We start from the raw sequence: 19,862 nt of genomic DNA, 5'->3' as shown, positions 1-19,862 counted from the left end.
CGCGCCGGTGACACAGCGGTGAGACTGGGGGGTCCGCCGCCCCGGCCCCAGGAGGGTGACCATGGCCGACCCGACAGCGACGCCCCCGCGCGTCGAACTCACCCCGCAGGCCGCCGAACTGGTCCGCCGGCTGCGTGCCGAGCACGGGCCGCTGATGTTCCACCAGTCCGGCGGCTGCTGCGACGGCAGCGCGCCCATGTGCTACCCGGACGGCGAGTTCCGCACCGGCGGCTCGGACGTGCTGCTCGCCGAGCTGGCGGTGGACGGTGTCGAGGAGCCCGTCACCTTCTGGATGTCCCGCAGCCAGTACGCGGCGTGGAGCCACACCCGGCTGATCGTGGACGTGGTACCCGGACGGGGTAGCGGATTCTCCCTGGAGGCACCCGAGGGGGTGCGTTTCCTCACCCGTTCTCGCGTAGTCGACGGCTAGCCGCCCCGCCGGTCACTCCCGTCTGCTGCACTTCCCTGAGTCCTGAGGAACTTGACGAGACATCAGGGGGTGCGGTGACGCATCGTCGGAGACGGCTTGCGGCGAAGACCCGAACTCTGTGCACGATTCTCACCACGTCCGGCGTGCTGGCCGGTGCGGCCCTCGCGGGGGCGGCACCGGCCGGCGCCGCGTCGGACGCCGGGCGGATCGCGTCCGGTGTCGCCTACCGGCAGTTCGACCTCCCGGCGGCCAGGGGCACGGTCCACGTCCATCTGCTGACCGTCGACCTGACCGACCCGCACGTCCACATGGACCTGCTCTCGCCGGGCGCGGTGGCCGCGCGGTCGCCGGTGTCCACGATGGCGGACGCGGCGGGCGCGGTCGCGGGCGTGAACGGCGACTTCTTCAACATCACCGAGACCCAGCACCCGGGCGTCGAGGTGACCGGCGCGAGCGTCGGCCCGGCGATCGCGCACGGCAGGGTGCTGAAGGCGGCGGTGCCGACCGCCCAGCGGTTCGGACCGTCGCTGCCGCCCGGCACCGACACCACCGACGTCTTCGGCGTCGGCGTGGACCGCCGGGCCCGGCTCGACCGGCTGACCCTCGTCGGCACGGTCCGCACCCCCGACGCCACCCTGGCGCTGCGGGGGCTCAACCAGTACGCCCTGGCACAGGGGGCGGTGGGCGCCTACACCGCCGCCTGGGGCTCGGCCTCCCGCAAGCGCGCCACCTGCGGCTCGGACACCAGCCGGGCCGCCGGGTGCAGCACGGACACCTACGAGGTGCAGATCCGGGCCAGCAGGGTCGTCGCCACGTCCGCCACCCCGGGCAGCGGTGCGATCCCCACGGGCACGACCGTCCTGCTGGGCCGGGAGGCGGGCGCGGACCGGCTGCGCACCCTCACCAAGGGCGAACGCGTCACGGTGCGCGAGCACATGGTGGCGTCCGCCGCCAGGATCCCGTACCGCTTCGCGGTCGGCGGCTACCCGGTGCTGCGCGGCGGCGAGCCGCTGGCCGGCCTCAACGGCACCACCGCGGCGGTGCGCACGGCCGTCGGCTACGCGAGCGGCGGGCGCCGGCTGCTGCTGTTCGCGCTGGACGGCGCGGTGGCCTACCGCAGCGGTCTGACCATCGCGGAAGTCGCCGCGGAGATGCGGCAGTTGGGGGCGGTCGACGCGTTCAGCCTGGACGGCGGCGGCTCCACGACGATGGTGGCCCGCACCGCGGGGGCGAAGACGGTGAGCGTGCTCAACCACCCGACCGAGAGCCCGGAACGCGCCGTGGCGAACGGGATCGGGGTCTTCTGGAAACCCTGAGGGGAACCCCGAGCGGCCGGCTCAGGGCCGCAGACTGCTGACCAGGTCGGCGGTCGCGGTGAGCCCGCTGGTGATGGTCGGCGCCATGCTGGTGCTGGCCAGGAAGAACCCGAACAGCATGCAGACCAGGGCGTGCGAGATCTTCAGCGCGCCCTGGCGCATGAAGATCACGGCCAGCAACAGGAGCAGCAGCACCACAGAGATGGAAACGGCCATCGCGAACCTCCTCCGCCACGCCCGTTCCGGGGCGTTCGGCCGCAAGTGTGGCGTAGCGGAGGGTTGGCCCGTGCGGTTGACACGGCCCCCGTTCGAGTGGTCTTAGGACGCCGCGTGGGCGTCCAGGAAGGCCTCCAGGCCGGCCAGGTCGTCGGTGTTGAAGTAGTCGACGCCGGCGGCGAGCAGTTCGCTCCACAGCGCGTCGCGGTCGGAGCCGGCCACGTCGGGGGTGTTCCAGAAGCGCACCGTCTGACCGTGCGCGTGCGCCTGGTTGATGATGCCGCGCAGCTTCTGCCGCTCGGCGTCGGGGAACGCGCCCGTGCCGAGCCAGGTGAAGTTGAGCTGCCAGTTGTCGCTGATCAGCGGGACGAAGGAGGCGGGGGCCGAGGTGCCGAGGTCGGTGAGCCGGCCGTCGTAGAAGGCCCGGCGCACGGTCTGCGCCTCCATCGGTGTACGCGCGGCACGGTCACCGGAGATGACGTTGGTGACGGCACCGGGGGTCACCCGGCCGTGGGCGTAGGTGGTGAACAGGTGCGGGTAGCGCCGCAGATGCCGGTCGAGCTCCAGGTAGGTCGAGGAGCCCTCGGTCTTGATGTCGATGAGCAGCTGCAGCGGCCTGCGCCAACCCCGGTACACGGAACCGCGGTTGGCCTTGACGATCGCGGCCAGCGGGTCGAGGTAGAGGGATTCGAGGGTGCGGCTCGGGTCGAGGTCGTCCACGGTGTGGCCGATGAGGAGCTGGTCGCCGACGAGGAAGATGTCGGCCTCGACGCTCCCGAACCGGTGGCCGAGGGCGTCGTACAGGGGGTGGGTGTGCTCGTAGTCGTTGTGCGCGTGGGCACGCCACAGCGGCCGGCGCCCGCGGTGACCGCCGCCCGCCCAGGCCTGTGCGCCGGGCAGTACGACGGCGCCGGCGAGGGCGGCACCGAGGGTGCTGAGGGCTCTGCGACGGGTGGTGAGGGCCATGCTCTGCCTCCCTTGTAGGGCCATGAGTGACCCAAGGGAGTATGCGTTCGAACAGAGCCCAATTGGTGTACCTGCGCAGGGAGTTGGCTGGACTGCCACCCCCGGTTCATTTCATGCGAGCCGCAACGGCAGCGCCCCTTCAGGGGCGCGGGGAACTGCGCGACCAGCCCCCACGCACCCGCACCCGAACCCGCTACATCACGGCGCCTGCAAATCAACCAGTGCGCCCAGGGCCTCCCGATGCACCCCCGCCGTACCGAAGGCGATCGAATCCGCCTTGGCCCGCTTCAGATACAGGTGGATCGGATGTTCCCAGGTCATCCCGATCCCCGCATGCAACTGCAGCGCCTCCTCGGCGGCATGCACGGCAACCGGCGCCGCATAGGCCTGGGCGACAGCCACCAGCACGTCGGCGTCCTCGCCGGAGGCCAGCGCGTCGGCCGCCCCGCGCGCCGCCGCGCGAAGGTTCACCACCTCCAGCCACAGCTGCGCCAGCCGGTGCTTGACCGCCTGGAACCCGCCGACCGGCCGGTTGAACTGCTTGCGCTCCTTGAGGTACCGCACGGTCTCGGTCAGCGCCCATTCGGCGACCCCGAACTGCTCGGAGGCCAGCAGCCCGGCCCCGGCCCGCAGCGCCCGCCGTACCGCCGGCTCCGCGTCGCCCACGCGGCGCCCCGCCGCACCGTCCAGAGCGACGGTGGCGAGCGGCCGGGTCAGGTCGAAGGACACCTGCGGGGTGACGGTCACGGCGCCCGCCTCGACGGCGTACAGCCCGCCGTCGTCCCCCGGCACCAGCAGCACGTCCGCGGCGACCGCGTCCGCGATCCCGGTCAACTCGCCGTACAGGCGCCCGTCCTCGACGCGTACGACGGTGAACGCGCCGCCCGGAGCGACGTGCAGCCCCACCGCCAGCGCCCCGACGGTCCGCCCGGACGCCAGCTTCCCGAGCAGCTGCCCGTCGCCGCAGGCCAGCAGCGCCTCGGTGGCCACGACGGCACTGGTCAGGTAGGGCACGGGCGCGACCGCCCGCCCCAGCTCCTCCAGGACGACGGCGACCTCGCGGTGCGAGGCGCCCTGGCCGCCCAGCTCTTCGGGGACCAGCAGCCCGGCGAGCCCCATGCCCTCGGTGAGGGCCTTCCAGGCGGCCGCGTCGTGCGGGGTGTCCGACTCGGTACGGGCGATGACGCCCGGCGCGTCGCAGTGGTCGGCGAGCAGGTCCCGCACCGCGGCCCGCAGCGCGTCTTCCTCCTCCGAGTACAGGAGATCGGGCTGTGTGCTCTGCGTTGTCATCGGGCGAGGTCCTTCCACGCGACGTCCTTGTCGGTGCGCGGCTCGGCCGGCAGGCCCAGGACGCGTTCGGCGACGATGTTCAGCAGGACCTCGCTGGTCCCGCCCTCGATGCTGTTGCCCTTGGCGCGGAGGTAGCGGTAGCCGGCGTCGCGGCCGGTGAAGTCGACCAGTTCGGGCCGGCGCATGGTCCAGTCGTCGTACAACAGGCCTTCCTCGCCCCGGAGTTCGACCTCAAGGCCGCTGATCTCCTGGTTGAGACGGGCGAAGGCGAGCTTCATGCCGGCACCCTCGGGCCCGGGCTGCCCCGCGACCAGCTGCTGGCGCAGCCGCTCGGCGGTGAGGCGGGCGACCTCGGACTCGACCCACAGCTTCAGCAGCCGCTGGTGCAGGTCGTGGGTGCGCAGTTCGGGGCGTTCGCGCCAGGTCTTCGCGACCGGTCCGATCATGCCGCCCTCGCGGGGCAGCCGCATGCCGCCGATCGCGACGCGCTCGTTGTTGAGGGTGGTCTGCGCGACCCGCCAGCCGTCGCCGATCTCACCGAGGCGGCGGGAGTCGGGGATGCGCACGTCGGTGAGGAAGACCTCGTTGAACTCGGCCTCGCCGGTGACCTGGCGCAGCGGCCGGACGTCCACGCCGGGGTCGGTCATGTCGCAGATGAAGTAGGTGATGCCCGCGTGCTTGGGCACGTCCGGATCGGTGCGGGCGATGAGGATGGCCCAGCGGGAGTTGTGCGCGCCGGAGGTCCACACCTTCTGCCCGTTCACCACCCACTCGTCGCCCTCCCGGACGGCCCGGGTGCCGAGCGCGGCCAGGTCGGAGCCGGCGCCCGGCTCGCTGAACAGCTGGCACCAGACCTCCTCGCCGATCCACAGCGGCCGCAGATAGCGCTGCTTCTGCTCCTCCGTGCCGTACCTGAGGATGGTCGGCGCGGCCATGCCGAGCCCGATGCCGTTGCGGCGCGCGTCGTTGTCGGGGGCGCCGGCGGCCGCCAGTTCGGCGTCCACGGCGGCCTGGAGGGAACGCGGGGCGCCGAGGCCGCCGAGGCCCTCCGGGTAGTGCACCCAGGCCAGCCCCGCGTCGAACCGGGCCTTGAGGAAGTCGGGCTTCGCCGTGGTGGCGGGCGGGTGTGCGGCCAGCAACTCGGCGGTGCGGCGCGTGAGTTCGGCAGCGTCGGTCATGCTGCGGCTCCGTTCGGTACGACGGTGACCCGGCCGGTGGTGACGCCGTCGCCGACCCGCTGCACGGCCGCCGCGGCCCCGGACAGCGGGACCCGCTCGCTGACCAGGGGCTTGATGGCGCCCTTGGCGGCCAGCTCGGTGAGCTGCCGGTGGCAGTCCAGGATCAGCCTGGGGTTCTTGGTGGCGTACAGGCCCCAGTGCAGGCCCTGGATGGAGTAGTTCTTCACCAGGGCGTGGTTGAGCGCCGGGCTCGGGATGGTACCGCTGGCGAAGCCGACGACCACGATCCGGCCCTCGAAGGCGACCACCTTGGTGGACTGGGTGTAGGCCTCGCCGCCCACCGGGTCGTAGATCACGTCGGCACCCCGGCCGCCGGTGGCCTCCTTGACGGCGGCGACGACGTCCTCGGTGCGCCGGTCGACGACGACGTCACAGCCCTGCTCGCGGGCGACGGCGGCCTTGTCGGCGCCGCCGACCACCCCGATCACCCGGGCCCCGGCCGCCTTGCCGAGCTGGACGGCCGCGCTGCCGACCCCACCGGCTGCGGCGTGCACGAGCAGCGTCTCGCCGGCCTGCAGGGCGGCCCTGCGGTGCAGGCCGAACCAGCCCGTCTGGTAGCCGATGTGCAGCGCGGCGGCCTCGGAGTCGTCCAGTGCGTCCGGGGCGGGCAGCAGCGCGGCGGCGTCCGCGACCGCGTACTCGGCAAAACCGCCGTGCGGCAGGGCGGGATTGGCGATCACCCGGCGCCCGTCCTCGGTCTCGCCGCAGATCTCCACCCCGGGGGTGAACGGCAGCGGCGGGCGCACCTGGTAGTGCCCCCGGCACATCAGGACATCGGGGAAGTTGATGTTGGCGGCACGCACCCTGAGCAGCACCTGGCCGTCGCCGGGCGTGGGCAGCTCCACCTCCTGGAGCCGCATCACCTCGCTCGGCTCGCCGTTCTCGTGCACTTGCCATGCCTGCATGCGGTGCCTCCACGGGACTGCGTCGACTGCGTCGTCCGACCGTCGTCTGACCGGGTCCACCGCATACTAAGCGGTCGCTTGCCATCCAGGGAACAGCCGCCCGGGGGATCGCCGGATTCGTCACGTCCGCTTCGGCCGCGCCCGGACGTGCATCCGCTCCCCCTGCGGCCCGAACAGGCTGAGGAACTCCACCGACCCCTCCCCCGTCGACCCGAACCAGTGCGGCACCCGGGTGTCGAACTCGGCCGCCTCCCCCGGCCCCAGCACGACGTCGTGCTCGCCGAGCACCAGCCGGAGCTTCCCGGACAGCACGTACAGCCACTCGTAGCCCTCATGGGTGCGCGGTTCGGGTTCGAGTTTCCGCTTCGGTTCGACCACCTTGAAGGCCTGCAGGCCGCCGGGCTGCCGGGTGAGCGGGATGAAGGTGCGGCCGTACCGCTCCATCGGCTTGGCCCGCACCCGGGGGTCGCCGGCCGGCGGGGCGCCGACCAGTTCGTCCAGGGGCACCTGGTGGGCCTGCGCGATCGGCAACAGCAGCTCCAGGCTGGGCTTGCGCAGCCCGGACTCCAGCCGGGAGAGGGTGCTCACCGAGATGCCGGTGGTCTCGGAGAGCGCGGCGAGGGTGACCTCCCGCTCCTTGCGGAGCCGGCGCAGCCGGGGTCCCACGCCCGCGAGGACGTCGTCCGTAGTCATGCCTGCATTGCAGTTTCGGCAAAGACGTTTGTCAATCCGGCAGCGGCCGGGCGACCCTCGGCGGCGGAGGTGGTCACCATGACCGATACGTACGAGGTGGTCGTCGTCGGAGGCGGCGCGGCCGGGCTGTCCGCCGCGCTGGTCCTGGGCCGGGCCCGGCGCCGCACCCTGGTCGTCGACGCGGGCGAGCCGCGCAACGCCCCGGCGGCACACATGCAGGGCTTCCTGTCCCGGGACGGCATGCCGCCCGCGGAGTTCCTGGCGGTGGGCCGCGCGGAGATCGCCCGGTACGGCGTGGAGCTGGTCCGGGACCGGGCGGTGGACGCGGCACGGGACGGGGACGCCCCGGGCGGCTTCACGGTGTCGCTGGCGGGCGGCCGTACCGTCCGGGCCCGGCACCTGGTCGTCGCCACCGGCCTCAGGGACGAGCTCCCGCCCGTTCCCGGGGTGGCCGAGCGCTTCGGCCGGGACGTGCTGCACTGCCCGTACTGCCACGGCTGGGAGGTGCGCGACCAGGCGTTCGGCGTGCTGGCCACCAGCCCGATGAGCGCACACCAGGCGCTCATGGTCACCCAGTGGTCCAAGGACGTGACCCTCTTCCTGCACCAGGTCCAGGAGTCGGAGCTGACCGACGACGACCTGCGGCGGCTGGCCGCGGCCGGGGTGCGGGTGGTGCCGGGCGAGGTCACGGGGCTGCGCGTCGAGGACGACCGGCTCACGGGCGTGCGCCTGGCCGACGGAAGCGTGCACGCGCGGGAGGCGGTGTTCGTCGCCCCGCGCCCGGTCCCGCAGAACGACCTGCTGGTCGCGCTGGGCGCGGAGCTGGCGGAGACCCCCTTCGGCGCCTACCCCGTGACCGACGAGCGGGGCCTGACGACCGTGCCAGGACTGTGGGCGGCCGGCAACGCGAGCGGTTTCGCCGAGCAGGTGGTCAACGCGGCGAGCCGCGGCTACCGGGCGGGCGCGGCCATCAACGGCGAGCTGCTCTTCGCGGACCTGGACGCGGCCGTGCGGGTGTAGTCCGGGCACATTACGTTGTGGTGTAGCCCGGGCACGTACGTTGTGGTGTGGTCCGGGCACGTACGTTGTGGTGTGGTCCGGGCGCACCCGTTGCACCATGGCTGCATGCTGCTGAGCCGGCTCGCCGAAGTGTCCCGGGAGGTCGCCGCCACCGCGGCCAGGTCCCGCAAGACCGCGCTGCTCGCCGACCTCTTCCGGGAGACGGCCCCCGACGACGTCCCGGTCGTCATCCCCTACCTGGCCGGCCGGCTCCCGCAGGGCAGGCTCGGCGTCGGCTGGAAGGTGCTGAGCCGGCCCGTCCCACCGGCCGCCGCCCCGTCCCTCACGGTCCGCGAGGTCGACGCCCGGCTCGGCGAGCTGGGCAAGGTCTCCGGAACCGGTTCCCAGGCCGAACGGGCCCGGATCGTCGGCGAGTTGATGGGCGCCGCGACCGCCGACGAGCAGCGCTTCCTGCTGGGGCTGATCACCGGGGAGGTGCGGCAGGGCGCCCTGGACGCGGTCGCCGTCGAAGGGCTGGCGCAGGCGACCGGCGCGGACCCGGCGGCCGTCCGCCGGGCGGTGATGCTCGCCGGGTCCCTCCAGACGGTGGCGGAGGGGCTGCTGGCGGACGGCCCGCCGGCCCTGGACCGCTTCCGGCTCACCGTCGGCCGCCCGGTGCTGCCCATGCTGGCGCACACCGCGTCCACGGTCGCGGAGGCGGTGGCGAAGCTGGGCGGCTCGGCGGTCGAGGAGAAGCTGGACGGCATCCGGGTCCAGGTCCACCGGGACGGCGACGCGGTACGGGTCTTCACCCGCACCCTGGACGACATCACCGACCGCCTTCCCGAAGTGACCTCGGCCGTGCGGGAGTTGAGGGGTGATCGCACCATCCTGGACGGCGAGGTGATCTCCTTCGACGCGGACGGGCGGCCTCGCTCCTTCCAGGAGACGGCGGGCCGGGTCGGCTCCCGGACGGACGTGGCGAAGGCCGCCCGGGAGGTCCCGGTCTCCCCCGTCTTCTTCGACGTGCTCTCGGCCGACGGCCACGACCTGCTCGACCTGCCCTTCGCCGAACGGCACGCGGAGCTGGCCCGGCTGGTCCCCGAACCGATGCGGGTGCGCCGGGCGCTGGTCTCCGGGCCGGACGACGCGACGGCCGCCGAGGAGTTCCTCGCGGCCGCCCTCGCCCGCGGCCACGAGGGCGTGGTGGTCAAGGCCCTGGACGCCCCCTACAGCGCCGGCCGCCGGGGCGCCTCCTGGCTGAAGGTGAAGCCCGTCCACACCCTCGACCTGGTCGTGCTGGCCGCCGAATGGGGCCACGGCCGCCGCACCGGCAGGCTCTCCAACCTGCACCTCGGCGCCCGCAACCCGGACGGCACCTTCGCGATGCTCGGCAAGACGTTCAAGGGCCTGACCGACGCGGTGCTGGAGTGGCAGACCGCCCGGCTCAGGGAGCTGGCGGTCTCGGACGACGGCCGCCTGGTGACCGTACGCCCCGAACTCGTCGTCGAGATCGCCTACGACGGACTGCAGCGGTCCACCCGCTACCCGGCCGGTGTCACCCTGCGGTTCGCCCGGGTGGTCCGCTATCGCGAGGACAAGCGGCCGGAGGAGGCCGATACGGTGGAGACCCTGCTGGCCGCGCACCCGGAGGTACGGCGTTGACCGAGCCGAAGCGAAGCGCCGGACTGCTGTTGTTCCGGCATACCGGCGAAGGCCTTGAGGTGTTGCTCGGCCATATGGGCGGGCCGTTCTTCGCGAAGAAGGACGCGGGCGCCTGGACCGTTCCCAAGGGTGAGTACGAGCCCGACGAGACGGCCTGGGACGCGGCCCGGCGCGAGTTCCGGGAGGAGCTGGGCCTGGCGCCGCCGGACGGCGAGGCGATCGAGCTGGGCGAGGTCCGGCAGACCAACGGCAAGATCGTCACGGCGTGGGCGATCGAGGCCGACCTGGACCCGGCCACGATCGAACCGGGCACCTTCGTGATGGAGTGGCCGCCGCGGTCGGGCCGGATCCAGGAGTTCCCGGAGCTGGACCGGGTGGCCTGGCTGGCCCCGGAGCGGGCCCGCGAGGTGATCGTCAAGGCGCAGGCCGCGTTCCTCGACCGGCTGGCGGAGCGCTCGGGCTGAACAGCGCCCCCTACGTTGCGGGCGGCCCGGCCGCGCGGGAAGGTCGTACCAAGCCCGCTCCCAGGGAGGTCAGCCATGCCCATCGCGACGGTCAACCCGGCGAACGGCGAGACGCTCGAAACGTTCGAAGCCATGGACGAGGACGAGCTCGAACGCCGGCTCGAACTCGCCGAGGCGACGTTCCGCACGTACCGCACGAGCACCTTCGCCGAACGCGCCCGGCTGCTGCACCGGGCCGCCGACCTGCTGGACGGCGACCTGGACGGCATCGCGCGCACCATGACCACCGAGATGGGCAAGCCGCTGAAGCAGGCCCGTGCGGAGGCCGCCAAGTGCGCGAAGGCGATGCGCTGGTACGCCGACCACGCGCAGGCCCTGCTGGCCGACGAGGAGCCGGCGGAGACGGACGTGAAGGACTCGGGCGCGTCCCGGGTGCGGGTGCGGTACCGCCCCATCGGGCCGGTGCTCGCCGTGATGCCGTGGAACTTCCCGCTCTGGCAGGTGGTCCGCTTCGCCGCCCCGGCGCTGATGGCGGGCAACGTGGGCCTGCTCAAGCACGCCTCCAACGTCCCGCAGACGGCCCTGTACCTGGAGGACCTGTTCCACCGGGCCGGCTTCACCGAGGGCTGCTTCCAGACCCTCCTGATCGGCTCCGGCGCGGTCGACGACATCCTGCGCGACGAGCGGGTCAGGGCGGCCACGCTCACCGGCAGCGAGCCCGCGGGCCGCGCGGTCGCCGCCACCGCCGGCGAGATGATCAAGAAGACAGTGCTGGAGCTGGGCGGCAGCGACCCCTACGTGGTGATGCCCTCGGCGGACATCGACCGTGCCGCGCGGATCGCGGTGACGGCCCGGGTGCAGAACAACGGGCAGTCGTGCATCGCCGCGAAGCGGTTCATCGTGCACACCGACGTCTACGACGCGTTCGCCGAGAAGTTCGTGGCGGGCATGGCGGCGCTGCGCATGGGCGACCCGATGGACGAGGCGACGGACGTCGGGCCGCTCGCGAGCGAGCAGGGACGCAAGGACCTGGAGGAGCTGGTCGAGGACGCGAAGCGGTCGGGCGCCGAGGTGCTGTGCGGCGGGGAGCGGCCGGACGGGCCCGGCTGGTTCTACCCGCCGACCGTGCTCGCCGGGATCCACCGCGACATGCGCATCCACCGCGAGGAGGCGTTCGGGCCGGTGGCCACGCTGTACCGGGCCGGGGACCTGGACGAGGCGGTCCTCATCGCCAACGACTCGCCCTTCGGACTGAGTTCGAACGTGTGGACGCGGGACGAGGCCGAGGTGGACCGGTTCGTACGGGATCTGGAGGCCGGTGGCGTGTTCGTCAACGGCATGACCGCCTCCCACCCGGCGTTTCCGTTCGGCGGGGTGAAGCGGTCCGGATACGGCCGTGAGCTGTCCGGGCACGGAATCCGGGAGTTCTGCAACATCACCACTGTTTGGCAGGGTGCGTGAGGGTTGCACGACTACGATCCCGGGTGTGAACCGCGAAGTGACCCTGCCTCTGATCGTCGACGACCGCGGGACCTTGCAGGTGGCCGCGGCCGACGTGAGTAAGTTGTTGCGGACGTTGGGGGCACGGTGGCTGCGTCTGGTGGAGGCCGACGAGGGCGGGCTGGACGAGGACACGGTGGCTGCGCTGACCATCGAGCTCGCGAAGCTCGCCGATCGGATCGACGTGGCTTGTATCGCCCACAGCAGTGGGGAGTAGCCGGTCGTTCGGCGGGTGCGGGTAGTCCTGGGCTGGTCGCGCAGTTCCTCCCCCAGCCTTCGGCCGGGGGTACCCCCAGCGCCCCTAGGTACGTGCAGTCAGGGACGTCCAGAACATCTCCTCGTATGCCTGGAGCAATCGGCCGTAGGTGTACACGCGCTTCTCGTCCAGGCGCCCTGACTCCAGTCCCGCCTGTACTGCCGCCTCCGCCTGCTCGTCCAGCGCCGGGGCCGGTTCCGCGAAGAAGTCGAAGAAGGCGCAGGCCTCGTCGGTGAAGCCGTAGTGGGTGCGCAGTCCCTGCGCGATGGTCGCGCAATACGTGCCCCACGTCGCGAAGTTGGCCGTGATGGCGAGGACGGCGTCCGTCGGGGTGGCGTTGAGGGCGAGCCAGGAGATGTACGCCGGGTACGCCTGGCAGCCCGGTAGGGGCTCGTACGCTTGCATGCGCTCGTCATCCACTTCGCACGCCTCGGTGAACGCGCCCAGCCGCTCTGCCGCCAGTTCCTCGCCCTCGGCCAGCATGGTGAAGAACCCGGCGGCCGCAGGCTCCTCGGAGGCGCGCTGCGCCAGATGCAGGAACGCGCGTCGGTCGGCGGGGATCACTCGGTGTTGTTCCAGGGCAAGTGCGGCGAGCGTCTCCAGGCTCGCCCGGCCGCTGGCGACGAGGGGGACCAATGGATTGGCGTTCGGGTCCGGGGCAAGCTCTGACCTGGTCGTTTTCAGAATTTCCGCGGCCGTGCCGGGCATCGCGTCCTCCTCGTGCGGATAGCTCTGTGCTGATCCGACCCTGACACGGGGTCACCGGTTCGGAGTAGTCCGGCGAGAGATCATCGCCCTCACGGGTGATCGTGAGGGAACCACCTCCTGAGGTGAACCACCTCTCTGACCGGTCGGGCCCAAACCCACCGGAAGGCTGAAAGCAGGCACGGTTCATGGCGACTTTGTGCAAACCCTCAGTGTCGGTCCCGGAGTACGTGATCACGATGGAGGAGACGCTGGAACTGGCGCGCTCCCACCACGAGAACCACCCGCAGCTGCCGTTGGCGCTGAGACTGATCGAGAACACGGGCGTTCGCACCCGGCACATCGTGCAGCCGATCGAGGAGACCCTGAAGCACCCCGGCTTCGAGGAGCGCAACAAGCTCTACGAGGTCGAGGCCAAGGCCAGGGTCCCCGCAGTCATCCAGCGAGCGCTCGACGACGCCGAGCTGCTCACCACCGACATCGACGTGATCATCTACGTCTCGTGCACGGGCTTCATGATGCCCTCGCTTACGGCGTGGCTGATCAACGAGATGGACTTCGACTCCACCACCCGCCAGATCCCCATCGCGCAGCTCGGCTGCGCGGCCGGCGGAGCGGCGATCAACCGGGCGCACGACTTCTGCTCGGCGTACCCGAACGCCAACGCCCTCATCGTGGCCTGCGAGTTCTGCTCGCTGTGCTACCAGCCGACCGACCTCGGCGTCGGCTCGCTGCTCTCCAACGGCCTCTTCGGTGACGGCATCGCCGCCGCCGTGGTCCGCGGCAAGGGCGGCACGGGCGTCGAACTCGAACGCAACGGCTCGTACCTGATCCCGAAGACCGAAGAGTGGATCATGTACGACGTGCGGGCCACCGGGTTCCACTTCCTGCTGGACAAGCGGGTCCCGGCGACCATGGAGCCGCTGGCGCCGGCTCTCCAGGACCTGGCAGGGCTGCACGGCTGGGACGCGTCCGACCTGGACTTCTACATAGTCCACGCGGGCGGGCCGCGGATCCTGGACGACCTGAGCAAGTTCCTCCAGGTCGACCCGCACGCCTTCCGGTTCAGCCGGGCCACGCTCACCGAGTACGGCAACATCGCGAGCGCCGTCGTCCTGGACGCACTGCGCCGGATGTTCGACGAGGGCGGTGCCGAGCACCAGGCACGCGGCCTGCTGGCCGGGTTCGGTCCCGGCATCACCGCGGAAATGTCGCTGGGTCGCTGGCGGCGTTCGGGCGGAGAGGCGGCGCGATAGAGATGGCGCTCACCGAACCGCTCGACCCAGCCGGCGAGGCGGCCGAAGAGGCCGCCGTCGAGGCCGCCGTCGAGATCACCGGCAAGGCCGTCGGTGAGGCCGCCTGTCCGGTCCGGCACTGGGAAGTGCCGGACCTGACGGGGGTGGACTTCGACCCCACCCTGGCCGAGCTGATGCGGGAGGGTCCGGTCACCCGGATCCGGCTCCCCAACGGCGAGGGCTGGGCGTGGCTGGTCACCCGGTACGACGACGTACGGATGGTGGCCAACGACCCCCGGTTCAGCCGTGAGGCGGTGATGGCGCAGCCGGTCACCCGGCTCGCCCCGCACTTCATCCCGGACCGCGACGCGGTCGGCTTCCTGGACCCGCCCGACCACACGCGGCTGCGCCGCTCGGTGGCCTCCGCGCTCACCTCCAAGGGCGTGGAGCGGGTCCGCGAGAAGGCCCGCCAGATGCTGGACGAGATCGTCGACGAGCTCGTCCAGGACGGGCCGCCCGCGGATCTCACGGCGACGGTCCTCAGCCCGTTCCCGATCGCGGTGATCTGCGAGGTGATGGGCGTACCGGCCGCCGACCGGCACACCATGCACATCTGGACCCAGCTGATCCTGTCCTCCAGCCACGGCAAGGAGGTCAGCGAGCGGGCCAAGCGCGAGATGGGCGCCTACTTCGGCGACCTCGTCGGGCTGCGGGAGAACAGCACGGGCGAGGACGTGTGCTCGCTGCTGGGCGCCGCGGTGGGCCGCGGCGAGATCACCCTGGAGGAGGCCGTCGGTCTCGCCGTCCTCCTCCAGATCGGCGGCGAGGCGGTCACCAACAACAGCGGGCAGATGTTCTACCTGCTGCTGACCCGCCCCGACCTCCTGGACCGGCTGCGCACCGAGCCGGCGATCCGCCCCCGGGCGATCGACGAGCTGCTGCGCTACATCCCGCACCGCAGCGCGGTCGGGCTGTCCCGGATCGCCACGCAGGACGTGGAGATCAGGGGCGTACGGATCCGAGCGGGCGACGCGGTCTACATCTCGTACCTGGCCGCCAACCGCGACCCGGAGGTCTTCCCCGACCCCGAGACGATCGACTTCACCCGCAGCCCCAACCCGCATGTGTCCTTCGGGTTCGGCCCGCACTACTGTCCCGGCGGCCAGCTCGGCAGGCTGGAGGAGCAACTCCTCGTCGACGCCCTGCTCGACCGGCTGCCCGGGCTGCGGCTCGCCGTACCCCCGGAACAGGTGCCCTTCCGACAGGGCGCGTTGATCCGGGGACCCGAAGCACTTCCGGTGACCTGGTGAGCGGCCCATGACCACGAGCGAGGGACTCCTCGTCCCACCGGGACACGGGCGCGTGGTCCACACGCCGGCCCAGCGTGTCACCTTCAAGGTGACGGGAACGCATTCGCGGATGGCCTCCACCTTCGAGGTGGACGTCCCGCCGGGCTTCGACGTGGGCGCCCATGTGCACACCCGCAGCGAGGAACTGTTCTACGTCCTCGAAGGCGAACTGGACGTCCTCGCCTTCGAGCCCCGCATCCGCACCCCCGACAACTGGCAGAAGTGGGAGTCCAGTTCGGGCACGCGGGTGGTACGGGCGACCCCGGGCACGCTGATCGCCGTACCCCCCGGCTGCCCGCACGCCTTCGCCAACCCGACGGACAGCCCGGCGCGGATGTTCTTCCAGTCCTCCCCGCCGCCCGACCACGAGCGCTACTTCGAGGAACTCCTGGAGATCCTCGGCAGCGGCGGCCCTCCGGACCTGGAGGCGATCGAGATACTCCGCAAGCGCTACGACATCGAGCAGCTCACGCCTTTGAAACACCGGTGAGCTGGAGCGCCCCGTCAGGGGCGCGGGGAACTGCGCGAGCAACCACGACGCACCGTGGGCCCGCGACGCACCCGCACCCCCACGGCGCTACCGGATCGGCATCCCCGACAAGGTCCGGGCGATCACCAGCCGCTGGATCTCACTCGTCCCCTCGAAGATGGTGTAGATCGCCGCATCCCGGTGCATCCGCTCCACCGGATACTCCCGCGTGTACCCGTTGCCGCCCAGGATCTGGATCGCCTGGGCGGTCACCTTCTTCGCCGTCTCGCTCGCGAACAGCTTCGACATCGAGCCCTCGGCCGCGGTGAACGGCTTCCCGTTCACCGCCATCCAGGACGCCCGCCACACCAGCAGCCGGGCCGCGTCGATGGACGTCCGCATGTCCGCGAGCTGGAAGGCCACCCCCTGGTTGTCGATGATCGGCCGGCCGAACTGCTCCCGGGTCACGGCGTAGTCGAGGGCGACCTCGTACGCGGCGCGTGCCGTGCCGACGGCCATCGCACCGACGGCGGGCCGCGAGGCCTCGAACGTGGCCATCGCCGCGTTCTTCACCCGCTCGCCGCCCGACTTGGCCCGCTCCCGGGCACGGGCCAGCCGCTCGTCCAGCTTCTCCTTGCCGCCGAGCAGGCAGGACCCGGGCACCCGGGCGTTGTCCAGGACGACCTCGGCGGTGTGCGAGGCACGGATCCCGTGCTTCTTGAACTTCTGGCCCTGGGACAGCCCGGGCGTCCCCGGCGGGACGATGAAGGAGGCGTGCCCCTTGGAGCCGAGCTCGGGGTCGACGACCGCGACGACGACGTGGACGTTGGCGATGCCGCCGTTGGTCGCCCAGGTCTTCGTGCCGTTGAGCACCCACTCGTCCTTGGCCTCGTCGTAGACGGCCCGGGTGCGCATGGAGCCCACGTCGGAGCCGGCGTCGGGCTCGGAGGAGCAGAACGCGGCGACCTTGACGTCGTTCGGGTCGCCGTACATCTGGGGGATCCAGGTGCCGATCTGCTCCTCGGTGCCGTTGGCGAGGACGCCGACGGCGGCGAGGCCCGTGCCCACGATGGACAGGGCGATGCCCGCGTCACCCCAGAACAGCTCCTCCATGGCCATCGGGATGCCGAGGCCGGTGGGGTCGAAGTACTGCTGGGCGTAGAAGTCGAGGGAGTAGATGCCGACCTTCGCGGCCTCCTGGATGACCGGCCAGGGAGTCTCCTCACGCTCGTCCCATTCGGCGGCCGCGGGACGGATGACGTCGGCGGCGAAACCGTGCAGCCAGTCCCGGACCTCCTTCTGTTCGTCGTTGAGTTCCATGGTGAACTCGGCCATGACTCCTCCAGCGGCGGCGCATAATGTGTTACTAGCGGTAACCCGAGTCTGTTACTCGTCGGTAGGAAAAGTCAACTCCCAAGGTCACCTCGGCAGCCAGTTCGAGAGCGGATGGCCGTCAGGTGTTAGTTTGCGCAGGCGTCACCGATAAGAGCACGGGGTGGGGAGAGCACATGGACACCACGCAGCGGACCGAACAGCAACGGTCCGCCGACCGCCGACGGCGCGAGCTGCTGGAGGCCGCCGACCGGGTGGTGCTGCGCGACGGCCCACAGGCTTCCATGAACGCCATCGCGGCGGAGGCGGGCATCACCAAACCCATCCTCTACCGTCACTTCGGCGACAAGAGCGGGCTGTACGCGGCGCTGGCCAAGCGGCACACGGACGCGCTGCTGAACTCGTTGCGGGCCGCGCTGGACGCTCCCGCGGAGCGCCGCGAGCGGGTCGAGGCGACCTTGGACACGTACCTCGCGGCGATCGAGGCGCGGCCTCAGGTGTACCGGTTCCTGATGCATCCCGCGGAGGGCGGCACGGGGGCCGACCAGGGGTTCGACGTCGGGGTGCACTCGGCTCCGCTGCTGCGGCGGATGGGCGAGGAGCTGGCCCAGGTCATCGAGGACCGGCTGGATCTGGGGCCGAACAGTCAGCAGCTGGCGCGGGTGTGGGGGCACGGGATCGTCGGGATGATGCATGCGGCCGGGGACTGGTGGCTGGGGGAACGGCCCTGTTCTCGTGCGGAACTGGTGAAGAGTTTGGCCGATCTTTTGTGGGGTCGCTTGGCGGCCGCGGGGGACAAGATCGGCGGTCCGGGGTTCTGACGGGTTCGGTTTCGGCTGACCGCCGGTGGGGGTTGGTCGCGCAGTTCCCCACGCCCCTTTAGGGCGCGTCCACTCACCGGTGCCAAGAAGATTTGGCCACCTGGCGCATCAGCCTGCGCCTGCGCCAGCCCGTGACGTGGTCGGCGTAGACGTGGCCCTCCAGGTGGTCGGTCTCGTGCTGGAGGCATCTTGCGAAGAAGCCGGTGCCGTGGATCGTGACCGGGTCACCGGTCGCCGTGAAGCCCTCGACCACCGCGTGGTCGTACCGCTCCGTGCCCGCCTCCAGGCCCGGCAGGGACAGGCAGCCCTCGGGGCCGCGGAGCGAGATGCCGTCCGCCGCCACCAGGCGCGGGTTCACCACGTGGCCCAGGTGGCGGACCTCGTCGTCGTCGGGGCAGTCGAAGACGAACACCCGCAGCGGCTCCCCCACCTGGTTCGCCGCCAGGCCCACGCCCTCCGCCGCGTACATCGTCGCGAACAAGTCCTCCACCAGCCGAGCGAGTTCGGTGCCGAAGTCGGTGACCTCCGCGCAGCGGGCGTGCAGGACGGGGTCGCCGAGCAGGGTGAGTGGCCGGACCCGCCCGCGGGCGCCCGGAATGGAACCGTGTCGCATGGCCGCAAGGGTACGGTTCGGATGGGCCCCTGCTCGCCGCGCAGGCATGGGCCGGAATTCGGGTGTGCGAATGGATCTCGATAGGCTGAGGTGCACACCACGTTGCCGGATGGCTGAGGCGCGGCGCGTACGCAAGGAGGATCGAGAACTGATGGCAGGCAACTCGGACCCGCTCACGCCGCGGGCCAAGCTGGCCGTGACCGCGGGCAAGGCGGTCGCGGCGGCGTCCCGAGCCGCGGGGCGCGGCAGCGGATCCGTGATCGGTGGCCGGGTCGCGCTCAAACTCGACCCCGACCTTCTCGCCCGGCTCGCCCAGAACCTGGACGTGACCCTCGTCTCGGCGACGAACGGCAAGACGACGACCACCAGGCTCATCGCCGAGGCGCTGAAGGCCGCCGGGCCGGTCGTGTCCAACGCGCTCGGGGCCAACATGCCGGCCGGCATCACGTCGGCGCTGGCGGGCGGCTCGGAGTCCAAGTTCGGCGTGATCGAGGTCGACGAGAAGTACCTGGCCGGAGTGGCCCGGGACACCGACCCGAAGTGCATCGCCCTGCTGAACCTCTCGCGCGACCAGCTCGACCGTGCCGCCGAGACCCGCATGCTCGCCGAGAACTGGCGGGAGGGGCTGGCCGGGTCGAAGGCCGTCATCGTGGCGAACTGCGACGACCCGCTGGTGGTCTGGGCCGCGTCCTCCTCCCCCAACGTGATCTGGGTCGCCGCCGGGCAGATGTGGAAGGACGACGCCTGGTCCTGCCCGTCCTGCGGTGGCGTGATGCAGCGGCCCGGCGACGACTGGTTCTGCGGCGAGTGCGGCTTCCGGCGGCCGACGCCGAGCTGGGTGCTCTCCGGGGACCACGTGCTCGACCCGCACGGCTCCGCCTGGCCGATCCACCTGCAGCTGCCGGGGCGTGCCAACAAGGCGAACGCCGCCTCCTCGGCCGCCGTCGCCGCCGTCTTCGGGGTGCCGCCGCAGGTCGCCCTGGAGCGGATGTACCAGGTGCAGGCCGTGGCCGGGCGCTACGACGTCGTGCAGTTCCAGGGTCGCGACCTGCGCCTGCTGCTGGCCAAGAACCCGGCCGGCTGGCTGGAGACGTTCTCGCTGATCGACCCGCCGCCGACGCCGGTGATCCTCTCGGTGAACGCGCGCGGCGCCGACGGCACCGACACCTCCTGGCTGTGGGACGTGGACTACACGCGCCTGACCGGCCACCCGATCTTCGTGCTCGGCGACCGCAAGCTGGACCTCGCGGTACGTCTTGAGGTCGCGAACCAGCACTTCCAGGTCTGCGACTCCCTCGACCAGGCCGTCCAGATGTGCCCGCCGGGCCGGATCGAGGTCATCGCGAACTACACCGCGTTCCAGGACCTGCGCCGCCGCGTCGGCAACTGACCACGAAGGA

General features: G+C 71.7%; 21 protein-coding genes. 12 read left to right on the top strand and 9 right to left on the bottom strand.

Annotated elements, in window-relative coordinates:
* Window positions 1–61 precede the first annotated feature (61 nt).
* Together ACFZB3_RS24230 and ACFZB3_RS24225 are read left to right on the top strand one after the other, a co-directional pair.
* Window positions 62–430: a DUF779 domain-containing protein gene (locus ACFZB3_RS24230; protein WP_391378328.1), complete on the top strand. Its 369-nt coding sequence runs from the start codon at window positions 62–64 to the stop codon at window positions 428–430.
* Window positions 431–504: 74 nt separating this feature from the next.
* Window positions 505–1,746, top strand: a complete 1,242-nt coding sequence (locus ACFZB3_RS24225) for a phosphodiester glycosidase family protein (protein ID WP_391378326.1) — start codon at window positions 505–507, stop codon at window positions 1,744–1,746.
* A gap of 21 nt (window positions 1,747–1,767) precedes the next feature.
* Here the strand turns inward: ACFZB3_RS24225 and ACFZB3_RS24220 are convergent, their stop codons facing one another.
* The 6 genes from ACFZB3_RS24220 to ACFZB3_RS24195 all read right to left on the bottom strand — a co-directional run bounded on the left by ACFZB3_RS24220 (window position 1,768) and on the right by ACFZB3_RS24195 (window position 7,054).
* Window positions 1,768–1,962, bottom strand: a complete 195-nt coding sequence (locus tag ACFZB3_RS24220) for a hypothetical protein (RefSeq protein WP_093505948.1) — start codon at window positions 1,960–1,962, stop codon at window positions 1,768–1,770.
* A 102-nt stretch (window positions 1,963–2,064) separates the two neighbouring features.
* Complete coding sequence (locus tag ACFZB3_RS24215; protein ID WP_391378324.1) at window positions 2,065–2,928, bottom strand: phosphatidylinositol-specific phospholipase C/glycerophosphodiester phosphodiesterase family protein; 864 nt, start codon at window positions 2,926–2,928, stop codon at window positions 2,065–2,067.
* Window positions 2,929–3,126: 198 nt separating this feature from the next.
* Window positions 3,127–4,218 (bottom strand): acyl-CoA dehydrogenase family protein, encoded by a 1,092-nt coding sequence (locus ACFZB3_RS24210; protein ID WP_391378322.1) that lies wholly within the window; start codon window positions 4,216–4,218, stop codon window positions 3,127–3,129.
* Window positions 4,215–5,396: an acyl-CoA dehydrogenase family protein gene (locus ACFZB3_RS24205; protein ID WP_391378320.1), complete on the bottom strand. Its 1,182-nt coding sequence runs from the start codon at window positions 5,394–5,396 to the stop codon at window positions 4,215–4,217. Before ACFZB3_RS24205 ends, ACFZB3_RS24210 begins: the two co-directional genes overlap by 4 nt.
* Window positions 5,393–6,361 carry a zinc-binding dehydrogenase gene (locus ACFZB3_RS24200; RefSeq protein WP_391378318.1) on the bottom strand — a complete coding sequence of 323 codons (969 nt, stop codon included), beginning with the start codon at window positions 6,359–6,361 and terminating at the stop codon, window positions 5,393–5,395. The genes ACFZB3_RS24205 and ACFZB3_RS24200 overlap by 4 nt, the downstream gene beginning before the upstream one ends.
* A gap of 120 nt (window positions 6,362–6,481) precedes the next feature.
* Entirely contained in the window at window positions 6,482–7,054 is a 573-nt protein-coding gene (locus tag ACFZB3_RS24195) for a cupin domain-containing protein (RefSeq protein ID WP_391378315.1), read from the bottom strand.
* Window positions 7,055–7,132: 78 nt separating this feature from the next.
* Between ACFZB3_RS24195 and ACFZB3_RS24190 the strand changes: the two genes are divergently transcribed.
* The 5 genes from ACFZB3_RS24190 (at window position 7,133) to ACFZB3_RS24170 (ending at window position 11,899) form a co-directional block, all read left to right on the top strand.
* Window positions 7,133–8,074, top strand: a complete 942-nt coding sequence (locus ACFZB3_RS24190) for an FAD-dependent oxidoreductase (RefSeq protein ID WP_391378313.1) — start codon at window positions 7,133–7,135, stop codon at window positions 8,072–8,074.
* Between the two features lie 105 nt (window positions 8,075–8,179).
* Entirely contained in the window at window positions 8,180–9,718 is a 1,539-nt protein-coding gene (locus ACFZB3_RS24185) for an ATP-dependent DNA ligase (RefSeq protein WP_391378311.1), read from the top strand.
* On the top strand, window positions 9,715–10,182 hold the full coding sequence (locus ACFZB3_RS24180) for an NUDIX domain-containing protein (RefSeq protein WP_391378308.1): 468 nt from the start codon (window positions 9,715–9,717) through the stop codon (window positions 10,180–10,182). The genes ACFZB3_RS24185 and ACFZB3_RS24180 overlap by 4 nt, the downstream gene beginning before the upstream one ends.
* A 75-nt stretch (window positions 10,183–10,257) precedes the next feature.
* The gene (locus ACFZB3_RS24175; RefSeq protein WP_391378306.1) at window positions 10,258–11,643 is read left to right on the top strand and encodes an NADP-dependent succinic semialdehyde dehydrogenase; all 1,386 of its coding nucleotides are present in this window, start codon (window positions 10,258–10,260) and stop codon (window positions 11,641–11,643) included.
* A gap of 25 nt (window positions 11,644–11,668) precedes the next feature.
* Window positions 11,669–11,899 carry a DUF6213 family protein gene (locus tag ACFZB3_RS24170; RefSeq protein ID WP_089105419.1) on the top strand — a complete coding sequence of 77 codons (231 nt, stop codon included), beginning with the start codon at window positions 11,669–11,671 and terminating at the stop codon, window positions 11,897–11,899.
* Window positions 11,900–11,983: 84 nt separating this feature from the next.
* Here ACFZB3_RS24170 and ACFZB3_RS24165 read toward each other — a convergent pair whose 3' ends face one another.
* Window positions 11,984–12,646, bottom strand: coding sequence for a transcriptional regulator (locus tag ACFZB3_RS24165; protein ID WP_391378304.1), 663 nt, complete (start codon window positions 12,644–12,646; stop codon window positions 11,984–11,986).
* A gap of 185 nt (window positions 12,647–12,831) precedes the next feature.
* On the opposite strand from ACFZB3_RS24165, the gene ACFZB3_RS24160 reads away from it, so the two are divergent.
* Genes ACFZB3_RS24160 through ACFZB3_RS24150 form a run of 3 tightly spaced genes read left to right on the top strand, consistent with a single transcriptional unit; the run spans window position 12,832 to window position 15,717 of the window.
* Window positions 12,832–13,899: a 3-oxoacyl-[acyl-carrier-protein] synthase III C-terminal domain-containing protein gene (locus ACFZB3_RS24160; RefSeq protein WP_391378302.1), complete on the top strand. Its 1,068-nt coding sequence runs from the start codon at window positions 12,832–12,834 to the stop codon at window positions 13,897–13,899.
* Between the two features lie 2 nt (window positions 13,900–13,901).
* The gene (locus ACFZB3_RS24155) at window positions 13,902–15,188 is read left to right on the top strand and encodes a cytochrome P450 (RefSeq protein ID WP_391378300.1); all 1,287 of its coding nucleotides are present in this window, start codon (window positions 13,902–13,904) and stop codon (window positions 15,186–15,188) included.
* 7 nt (window positions 15,189–15,195) lie between these two features.
* Window positions 15,196–15,717 (top strand): cupin domain-containing protein, encoded by a 522-nt coding sequence (locus ACFZB3_RS24150; protein ID WP_391378297.1) that lies wholly within the window; start codon window positions 15,196–15,198, stop codon window positions 15,715–15,717.
* Window positions 15,718–15,804: 87 nt separating this feature from the next.
* On the opposite strand, the gene ACFZB3_RS24145 is transcribed toward ACFZB3_RS24150, so the two are convergent.
* On the bottom strand, window positions 15,805–17,031 hold the full coding sequence (locus tag ACFZB3_RS24145; RefSeq protein WP_391378294.1) for an acyl-CoA dehydrogenase family protein: 1,227 nt from the start codon (window positions 17,029–17,031) through the stop codon (window positions 15,805–15,807).
* Window positions 17,032–17,204: 173 nt separating this feature from the next.
* On the opposite strand from ACFZB3_RS24145, the gene ACFZB3_RS24140 reads away from it, so the two are divergent.
* Entirely contained in the window at window positions 17,205–17,849 is a 645-nt protein-coding gene (locus ACFZB3_RS24140) for a TetR family transcriptional regulator (RefSeq protein WP_391378292.1), read from the top strand.
* A gap of 73 nt (window positions 17,850–17,922) precedes the next feature.
* Here ACFZB3_RS24140 and def read toward each other — a convergent pair whose 3' ends face one another.
* Window positions 17,923–18,462 (bottom strand): peptide deformylase, encoded by a 540-nt coding sequence (def, locus tag ACFZB3_RS24135; protein ID WP_391378290.1) that lies wholly within the window; start codon window positions 18,460–18,462, stop codon window positions 17,923–17,925.
* 151 nt (window positions 18,463–18,613) lie between these two features.
* Here def and ACFZB3_RS24130 point away from each other — a divergent pair, with 151 nt between their 5' ends.
* Entirely contained in the window at window positions 18,614–19,852 is a 1,239-nt protein-coding gene (locus tag ACFZB3_RS24130) for a MurT ligase domain-containing protein (RefSeq protein WP_388918991.1), read from the top strand.
* Window positions 19,853–19,862: the final 10 nt, after the last annotated feature.

Source organism: Streptomyces sp. NPDC008092 (genome assembly GCF_042957285.1).
Taxonomy (GTDB): domain Bacteria; phylum Actinomycetota; class Actinomycetes; order Streptomycetales; family Streptomycetaceae; genus Streptomyces.
This window is presented reverse-complemented; position numbering and strand designations above follow the sequence as displayed.